The following is a 6543-nucleotide window of genomic DNA, read 5'->3' on the forward strand; positions in this document are numbered from 1 at the left end:
TTGTGTAAACTATGTATCTTAACGAACATAGAGAACAAAATTTATTTATCTTTTTAAAAAAGCATCGATAAAACTTAACATATGTGACAAGAACACTTCACCTATCATTTTAGTCGTTTCGCTTTAATATTTAAATTTTGGATAAAGCATTACTGTATTCTTGTGTCATCATAATTATAAAAACAAATAAAAATGAAGACACTAAAACAAATTTTCGTAATCGCAATTGTAATGTTTGTCAACTCATCTGTGATAGCTCAAGAAACAACACTAAATGATGAACAGAAAGCAAAAATAAAGGTACACTTCAAAGAGTCTTTTGAAAAATTAGACTTATACGAAGAACAAAAACCAAAATTTAAAGAAATAACAAAAAAATATGCTCTTCAATTAAAAACTCTAAAAAACAGTGACAATAGTAAATCTACTAAAGAGCAGGAATTTAAATCAATAATAAATTCCAAAAATAAAGAAATGAAAGCATTACTTTCTGCTGAACAATACAAGTTCTATGAAGAAACACAGAAAGAAAGACTGAAGAAACTTGAATACCTTCAAAAATTAGACTTATCCGAAGAGCAGAAACCTAAATTTAAAGAAATCACTAAAAAGTATGCCGCTCAAATGAAAACTTTAAAAACGAGTAATAAACGTAAATTTGTCAAGTTGAAGGAATTTAAATCGATAATAGATTCTAAAAACAAAGAAATGAAAGCGTTACTTTCTACTGAACAATACGTGGTTTACGAAGAAATGCAAAAAGAAAGACTACAGAAGATGAAAGAAAAACGAAAAGAAAGAAAATAAATACAACCTAAAAAAGGCTTGCATTGTAAGCCTTTCTAGTTATGAATAACAACAGAATCATATTTCTTATTGCGATAAGCTTTTCGCTGTTAGTCAACGTTCCAAGAATTTTATTTCTTTTAGGAAATGGTGAAAGTAATGTTTTGTTTGAAGTATCTGCCGAAGACATCATATTTAGAGCATTATCGCTATTTACATTTTGTTTGGTTATACTAAAGTTTAATATTAATTGGGCTAACAAATGGTTTAGTAAAAGCATATTCTTAAAATCTTGTTTATTAAGTATTGTTATTCTTATTGTTTGGATGGGTTTATATCAGAATTTTAATACGCTAATTAATGGAGTCGATTCTACAAGCTTAACTAATCGAATTAATAACTACGTTTATTTTTTTGTTACACTCATGCTACTGATAATTAGTAGGGCGGTTTTGCTTAATAATAAATCAAAAATTGATGCTGTTGAAAAAGAACAGCTTAAACAGCAAACTTTACAAAATGAACTGTCGGCTTTAAAGAATCAAGTAAATCCTCATTTTTTGTTTAACTCTTTAAATTCATTGACTTTACTGGTTAGAGAAGATCCAAAAACAGCCGAGATATTTATTAAAAAGCTCTCATTTTTATACCGTTACATTTTGCAAAGCAAAGACCAAAATTTGGTTACCTTAAAAGAAGAATTGAAATTTTTAAATAGTTATATTTTTCTAATAAAGGAGCGTTATCGTGAAAATTTTAATGTTAGTATCAGAATAGATGAAAGTTTACTTCAAAAGAAAACTCCAACATTAGCATTGCAATTATTGGTCGAAAATTCAGTAAAACATAATGAAATATCAGCAAAGAAGCCTCTAACAGTTGATGTTTATAATGATGATAATTTTTTAATCGTAAAAAACAAAATACAAAAACGGACAGGAAGTATAGAAAGTACTAACACAGGATTAAGTAATCTAAATAACAGATTTCAGCTATCCTTAAGTAAGACGATTATTATTGAGAAGAGCCAAGATTTTTTTATTGTAAAATTACCGATACTATGAATGTACTCATAATTGAAGATGAGCCAGCAGCGGCAGAAAATTTAAAATATATCTTAAAGGAAATTGAACCATCTATTACTTTTGAAACAGTTATTGATACGGTAGTAGATGCTATTGATTTTTTCAACAGCCCTCACAATATTGAATTGGCTTTTTTTGATATTCATTTGGCTGATGGCATTTCATTTGAAATATTTGAAAAAGCTCAAGTAAACAGTCCTATTATTTTTACGACTGCTTATGATGAATATGCCATTAAAGCCTTTAAAGTAAATAGCATTGATTATTTATTAAAACCGATTGATGAAGACGAATTAAAAAATGCTATTAATAAATATAAAACGTCAAAACAAACAACATCTTTACCTAAGCAATTTCAGCAGGTTTTGCAAATGCTCAATATCGAAAAGAGAACATTCAAGTCAACCTATCTAGTACAACAACGTGACACCTTCATCCCATTATCTGTTAATGAAATAGCGTATTTTACTATTGATACAGGAATCGTTAAGGCCATTTCTTTTGATGAAAAAGAATATAACATTTCCGAAAAATTAGAGGATATTGAGACGCAAATAAATCCAGATGAATTCTTTAGAGTCAACAGACAATTTATCGTACATCGAAAAGCGATTAAAAATCTACAACTCTACTTCAACGGAAAGCTAATCTTGAATCTTGAGCCCAAACCAACGGAACAAATTGTGGTAAGCAAGGCAAAAGCACCGCAATTAAAGAAATGGATATATTAAATTCATAATATTATTACCTGAAAATTCAATGATACTAACGACCATCTCACCATCTGATTTGGTCGTTTCACTTTGTTTTTAAAATATCGCTTTTCAATCAATTCTACTTTTGAGGTTCAAAATAAATATTTTAAAAATTAAGAATAGAAATGAAAAAAATTAAAAACAGTTTGTTTGTCGTATTGCCCTTTGTAATCTTTTTTTCAAGTTGCTCAGATGATGATGACAACACCTCAAACAATACAGCACCTACAATCGAAAATCAAACCTTTTCAATAACCAACGATGCATCTATTGGCACATCCGTGGGTACAGTAATTGCCTCAGATGTTGATGGAGATACTTTAGCATACACCATAACGGGAGTAACCAACGAGGATATATTTAGTTTAGACAGTGTTACGGGAATCATTAGCCTTACCGCAGCACCAAATGCTAATACAACTTCATATGTATTGACCGTTCAGGTAAGCGATGGTCAAAGTACTGCAGATGCAATAATAACAATAAATTTAGTTGAAATAACAGTTACTTTCCCACCAGCACCTTTTTCACTTTTTTATGATGGAACTCTAATTGGAGCTGACTATTGGTCAGAAACACCAGAAATTCTTTCAGCATCATATGGTTTTGGAGATATTATTGGATTGCCCGGTACAGAAATCTCTCAACAACTGGTTGAACAAGCAGGTGGCGCTTGGTTGTCCGATGTTAATTGTGCTGCCGGTAATACAGCACCCTTAACTTCTTCAGTAACGCAACAGCAATTAGCTAATGGATATATATTAAAAACTCCTTATCAGCAGTTTTTAAAAGACGGTGCTTTGGGTTTAGATGGTATGCCTATTGTGTTCAGTTGGCCTGTGTTAACCAATACAGTAGATATAAATGATGTTCAAGTTACATTGAACACGGGAGAAGTGGTTTCGCCAGTGGCAATTGGTATGCTACCTAATTTTGAAAATAATGAACGTAACTGTGTCGTAGTTTTTGGTGAATTTGGTAACCGACTGCCTAGTACAGACCCAGATGCACGTTTTTCTGTAAGAGTAGAAATCGTAACAGGTGACACGCCGTTAATGTTGGCTGGGCCAAATAACCAAATGGTAAGTGCTGTGGGGCTATCTTGGGAAACCACTACAAGCCCATACGACCCAAATAATGGACCAAGATTGGTGGGCGCTAAACTGAACCACGTGGGAACACAAGCAATTGGTGAAGGTGTTAGCAATCCTATTGTGAATATGCAATTGCCGCAAAACGATGAATTTGATTTATATGGTGGTGGCGATTTCCGACTTCGTGTACTAACCTCAGGTGGTTTTTCACCAGATGGAGTTCGTGGAGTGCTACCTACAGATTATGAACGTTTTTTTAGAATTCATGCTACAGGTACAGACGGTTCAACAGTTTTAATCGAAGATATCGGTGTGGATTACCAAGTTGAAGGTGGCACCCTAAAAGTATTGGGCTTATCAGATTTAGGAAACGTAGCAGGCTTTAATGGCACAGTATATGGAGATTGCTATATGGAAGATAGAGACAATTACATAGACATTATTATTGAAGGTGATGAGGATGCAGCAAGAAACATTACATTTGTAGAAATTCCAAGTTTAGAAGGTGGTTATGATGCTTTTTATAACCCAGGCGGACCAGGAACAACACCATTTTCAAACGTAAACTACACACAGCCAGGTCCAAGGGATTTAGAACCTGTAATTATAGCATTAGATAATCCGATGCGTGTAACAAACTAAAAATATTATCAATAACTGCACCTAACACGGTGTATAAACAATAGCGGCTTGAGTGAAAACTTAAACCGCTATTGCGTTTATTTAAGTATATTGCTTATCGAAAAGTAATAGCAATAAAACCCGCTACTGCTCATACACGAGACCGTTAGGCACAATTAGAATTGAAATGGCATCAGCATTTTGGACATTAGAGGATGGACGTGGTTTTTCAAAAAGATGGACTTGGGTTGCATATCTCTTGAGGCTTATTACTGATGAGTTAAAAACGATTAAAGGAGCTGAGGAATTCTATAGTTATTTGGAAAGATTTGTTTATAGACGAGAGATAGGAGACGAATCTAACGGATATGGAGGTTTTTTTAGAGAAGACGAAAACATTATGTTTAATTTTGACCTGAGGACTTTCGCTCCTAAAAATCGAGATTTTTTTTGGGAAGCAGCTCAGAAAGCATTAACTAAATTAAAAATTAGCGAGAACTCAGATAAAGAAGGTATAATTTCTATCTTAACCGTATTATTAGATATGCATAAGAGAATAAAAAGAGGAGAAAATCCGATGAAATTAAATCATATGAGAATTGTTGAACCAGAACCTAATGAAAAACTTGGCCCTGGATGGTAAAAAATGAATAAAAGAATTTCAAAAATACCAAATGACGTTCAAGACAGAAATTCTGTTGCTTGGAAAAAGTTGTGTGAATACGTTGACCAGGTTGCTGAAAATGGTTCTGACGAGTTTGTTCCGAGAGAAGCTCTTGGCGACGAATTGTTTTCTCAAATTTTCACTCTTCCCGAATCAATCGGAAAACTGAAAAAAGTTAAGAAAGTAGGACTTTATGGAAGTAATCTAAAGAGAATTCCGCCAGAAATTGGACAAATGGAATCTCTTGAATATTTTGACCCTTATACTTCATATGACTTACATTGGTTTCCATTTGAGATTTATCAATGCAAAAAACTAAAGGACAGTCGAATTAGTACAAGAGCACTTTATGGAAATTATAAAAACCGAATGGGCTTTCCCAAACTTGACCATAATCCGGTTAGGTATTTCGGAGATAAATTAAAATGTAGTGTTTGTAATAAGGAGTTGACCTATGAAACCACAAATCAAATGTGGATCACCGTACACATTGGAACTGATACAATTCCTATGCTTGCAAATCTTTGTTCATCTGAATGTGAACAAAAATTACCCAAACCACCAGAGAATTATGTTCCTGTTCCCCATAAAGGAGGTGTTGATTTAGTCCAACCTTTAGACGAAGAAAGTCAACCTGTACGAATCCAGTTGGAGATGATGGAAAAAAGGATTAATTATGAGGTTGCTGAAAAACAAAAAGAATCAGAAAAAATAATAAAAACCAATTCCGGATTACCTATTTTAAAACTTATTAGAAAAATCTGGGAGAAATAAAAAAGTGCCTAACAAAGTATAACAAATCATAGCTGCCTTCGGCAAGCTACGCTTGTTATACGGTACGTTCTACGTAATTTGGAGAAACTAACAAAAAAATATCAGAATTTGGAAATTGAAATAATCAATGAAGAAAATTTCGATCTAAACTCTGTGGATAATAATCGGATTTATGGAAAAGTATATCCAACAGATTCTGAGTTAGAATTTAACCCGACTACAAAACACGGAATAAGAGTTCTTCAAAACGGAATTGAACAGAATAATGCCTTAATTCTTGGATTTTCTGGAGCAACTGGAATTTATGAGAACTCATATTTTATTAAAAACGGAGTTATTTTTATCTGTTGCTCAAACGAAATTTACTCTCTGAAATTAGAAGACCTTTCTTTAAATTGGAAAAGCGAATTTGACATCGCTACATGTTTCGGAATTTATGAATTTGAAGGAGATTTTGTGACTCACGGAGAATTACAAGTGAATAGAATTGACAAAAACGGGAATATAAAATGGACTTTTGGAGCGAGAGATATTTTTGTAAACCCAGATGGAAAAACTGAGATTAAAATAATTAAAAATCGAATAAAACTAATCGATTGGCAAGGTTATAAATATGAACTGAATGCGGATGGAAAATTATTATCGGAAATGAAAACTACGTAGAACAACATATATATGTCATAGCAGCTAAGTGATCAATCGAATGGTTTGTTTATATTTATGAAGGCGCAATGCTTGCAAAAAGTAAAAGTTAGCAACCAATG

General features: G+C 32.7%; 7 protein-coding genes. All 7 read left to right on the forward strand.

The features are described from left to right. Positions 1-192 precede the first annotated feature (192 nt). A complete protein-coding gene (locus tag DZ60_RS0121600) occupies positions 193-807 on the forward strand; it encodes a large ribosomal subunit protein uL4 (RefSeq protein WP_025744091.1) in 615 nt (204 codons plus the stop codon). 41 nt (positions 808-848) lie between these two features. Next, positions 849-1850: a sensor histidine kinase gene (locus DZ60_RS24565; protein ID WP_025744092.1), complete on the forward strand. Its 1002-nt coding sequence runs from the start codon at positions 849-851 to the stop codon at positions 1848-1850. After that, entirely contained in the window at positions 1847-2602 is a 756-nt protein-coding gene (locus DZ60_RS0121610) for a LytR/AlgR family response regulator transcription factor (protein WP_025744093.1), read from the forward strand. The genes DZ60_RS24565 and DZ60_RS0121610 overlap by 4 nt, the downstream gene beginning before the upstream one ends. 149 nt (positions 2603-2751) lie before the next feature. Next, a complete protein-coding gene (locus tag DZ60_RS0121615; RefSeq protein WP_025744094.1) occupies positions 2752-4362 on the forward strand; it encodes a cadherin repeat domain-containing protein in 1611 nt (536 codons plus the stop codon). A 166-nt stretch (positions 4363-4528) separates the two neighbouring features. Next, positions 4529-4984: a hypothetical protein gene (locus tag DZ60_RS0121620; protein ID WP_025744095.1), complete on the forward strand. Its 456-nt coding sequence runs from the start codon at positions 4529-4531 to the stop codon at positions 4982-4984. 3 nt (positions 4985-4987) lie between these two features. Then, positions 4988-5779 (forward strand): hypothetical protein, encoded by a 792-nt coding sequence (locus DZ60_RS23675; RefSeq protein ID WP_025744096.1) that lies wholly within the window; start codon positions 4988-4990, stop codon positions 5777-5779. 108 nt (positions 5780-5887) lie between these two features. Beyond that, a complete protein-coding gene (locus tag DZ60_RS0121630) occupies positions 5888-6442 on the forward strand; it encodes a hypothetical protein (protein ID WP_025744097.1) in 555 nt (184 codons plus the stop codon). Positions 6443-6543: the final 101 nt, after the last annotated feature.

Origin of the sequence: Aquimarina pacifica (genome assembly GCF_000520955.1) — a bacterium.
In the GTDB taxonomy this organism is placed as follows: Bacteria; Bacteroidota; Bacteroidia; order Flavobacteriales; family Flavobacteriaceae; genus Aquimarina; species Aquimarina pacifica.